We start from the raw sequence: 2,703 nt of genomic DNA on the forward strand, positions 1-2,703 counted from the left end.
GGCCTGGTGGAGTTGCTGTACGACCCGGCCGCCGCACTCGGCCATCTGCGTGCTGGATTGGAGGGCGAGGCCGACCCGCAAGCCCGCGTGCGCGCGGCCATCGGCCTGGCCAAGGCGTACCTGCTCAACGGGCGCACCACCGACGCGGCGGCGGTCCTGGAGGCGGAGCTGGTATGCACCTGTCTGCCGGCGGACCACCCTATGGTCGGGCGGCTGCGAGCCGAGCTGTTGTTCGTGTCGCTCGGTGACGCGACGGTCCTTGACAAGACCTATCCCCGTTACGGAATCCCGGATCCAGGTGGCGACGACGACAGTGGTGCTCGGACGGTTCTGGCCGCCCGCGCGTTGCACAGCGCACTGTCGGGCCAGCCGAGCGGCCCGGTGCTCCAGGACGTCAGCGCGGCCCTCAACCAGCCGCCGAGCCCCGGACTGGACAGCGGGTTGTGCCTGTTGATCGGTGGGCTGGTGCTGCTGTGGGGCGACGAGCTGGAGGCCGCCCGGCGGTTCTGCGCCGAGGCGCAGTTCTGGCCGGTGTGCCGCGGCTCGCCGCTGTGCCGGTCCCTGGCCGCCTGGATGCGCGGCCTGGTGGAGCTGCGCGGCGGCCATCTGGACCGCGCGAGCGAGCTTGTCGCCACCGCGCGCCGGCTCGGCGGCCCAGAGCGTTGGCAACATTGGAGTTTCGCACCACTGATCGCGGCGGCCGATCTCGCCGTTGACCGCGGGACCGCCGCCGACCTGCTCGCCGAGACGGCAAGTTGGGCGGCCGGTGATCCCGGGCCGCTGCTGTTGGGCCACATCTGGCTGGCGCGGCGCGGGCATCTGCGCGTGGCCGGCGGGGATGTGCGGCGAGGGCTGGACGACCTGGAGGAGGCGGGCCGGCGTCTGGTGGGGATCGGCTGCCTCAACCCGGCGGTGGCGCCGTGGCGCTCCGACGCGGCGATGGCCTTGCACCGGCTGGGTCAGGGCGAGGACGGGTACCCGCTCGTGGAGGAGGAGGTGCGTCTGGCCGGGCGGTGGGGCAGCCCTCGCCCGCTGGCGATCGCGTTGCGGCGCAGGGCCTTGCTGCGTCCCGGCAAGGCGCTGGACGACCTGACCGAGTCGCTGCGGCTGCTTCATCTGGCGGGCATGCCGATGGAGCGGGCGCGAACCATGCTTGCCCTGGGCCGGACCCACCGGATGCGCCGGTCGCCGGCCAAAGCTCGTACCGTGCTCAGCGAGGCCCGTTCGCTGGCCCTCGGCGGCGGCGCCCCCGGATTGTTGCGGCGCATCGAGGACGAGCTGCTGATGGCCGGCGGGCGGCCCCGGCTGCGTGGCGGGGCCAACGGCGGCAACCCACTGACCGCGGGGGAGGATCGGGTGGCACGGCTGGCCGCGGCGGGCCGGACCAACGAGCAGATCGCGGGGGAGCTGTTCGTCGCCCGGCGCACCGTCGAGATCCACCTCACCAGCATCTACCGCAAGCTGCGCATCCGGGGCCGGGTCGAACTACCCGAGGCCCTCAAATCGCTGCCGTCATCCGGGCCCTCATCTGGCTAGGTAGGAGCCGAGCAGCAGAGAGGGTGGAAGGACTATCACGATGAGCCCGAGGCCGGCGGCGGCGAGCCCCCACAGTGCCTTGATGGTCAGCATGGCGTGGCGGTGCAGGTACCAGAGAAAACCGCCGCAGACCGGAGCGATCAGCACGACCGCGGTGACCACGCCCGGTGCGTACCCACGCACCGCGATCGCGGCGGGCACATGCGGAAGGACCACGTTGAGCAGCATCGTCATCGCCACCAAAGCGGGCAGCAGCGGCTTGTTCCGCAGGGTGCCGATCGCGGTCAGCGCGATGGCGAGGACGCTGACCGCGATGTTGACTATCCGGAACCCGTTGACCGCCGTGGCCACCGTGACGTCCACTTTGGACAGCATCGGCCCCATGTGCCGCTCGTAGAAGGAGGGCATGGTGGCCAGCTCCTCGGTGTTGTGCGCCAGCGTGGCCAGGCACACCAGCCAGGCGAAGCCCCGCCAGGCCGTACTGGGGTTCATGTCGTGCTCACCGTCCCCGCCATGCCGTCGACAATTACGCACTGCCCAGTGTGCAACGCGGTGGTGGCATCGGGCACCCCCACGACGGCCGGGATTCCGTACTCGCGGGCCACCACCGCGCCGTGCGAGTTGACCCCTCCGGTCTCCATCACCAGCGCACCGGCGGTCAGGAACAGCGGAGTCCAGCCGGGATCGGTCGACGGAGCCACCAGGATGTCACCCGGGTCCAGCCGCACGCCGACCGGGTCGAGGACCACCCGGACCCGCCCGGTCGCGATGCCCAGCGAGACCGGCGTCCCGGCAAGGACACCCACCCCGGTCACCGCCACGGGTGAATCGGCTTCCGGGTCCGACCCGTCGGAGAGCATGAGCTGGGGGATCCGCTTGCGGCGCATTTCCCGCTGGTACTCGCGACGGTTGGCCTCCACGGCATCGAGCACCGGCACGCCCGCCAGGGCGGCGCGCACCTGGGGCAGGTAAAGCAGGAACACGTCGTCGGGTGCGGCGAGCTGCCCCCGCTCGGCCAGCCACCGGCCGACCGCCCAGATCTGCTCGCGCGCCCGGGCCAGCACGAAGATGTTGTAGAACTTCGCCTGCTCGCGCAGGCCCAGCAGGCGCCGCGCGCGTTTGAGGGCGGACGCGGCCAGCCAGCCACGCCACCACGCGCGTGCCGCC

Annotated in this window: 3 protein-coding genes; 1 reads left to right on the forward strand and 2 read right to left on the reverse strand. The window is 72.0% G+C overall.

Features of this window, described 5'->3' with window-relative positions:
• On the forward strand, positions 1-1,536 hold a 1,536-nt coding region (locus VFO68_RS14260; RefSeq protein ID WP_325158745.1), incomplete at its 5' end, for a helix-turn-helix transcriptional regulator.
• On the opposite strand, the gene VFO68_RS14265 is transcribed toward VFO68_RS14260, so the two are convergent.
• Entirely contained in the window at positions 1,525-2,028 is a 504-nt protein-coding gene (locus VFO68_RS14265; protein WP_325158746.1) for an HXXEE domain-containing protein, read from the reverse strand. The genes VFO68_RS14260 and VFO68_RS14265 overlap by 12 nt on opposite strands.
• A partial coding sequence (locus VFO68_RS14270; RefSeq protein WP_325158747.1) for a PEP-utilizing enzyme occupies positions 2,025-2,703 on the reverse strand: 679 nt, incomplete at its 5' end. The genes VFO68_RS14265 and VFO68_RS14270, both read right to left, overlap by 4 nt.

Source organism: Actinophytocola sp., assembly GCF_035712165.1.
Classification (GTDB): domain Bacteria; phylum Actinomycetota; class Actinomycetes; order Mycobacteriales; family Pseudonocardiaceae; genus DASYTH01.

Excerpts from the sequence above, each read along its gene's own strand:
- VFO68_RS14265 (WP_325158746.1), bottom strand. The coding sequence starts at position 2,028 with ATGAACCCCAGTACGGCCTGGCGGGGCTTCGCCTGGCTGGTGTGCCTG.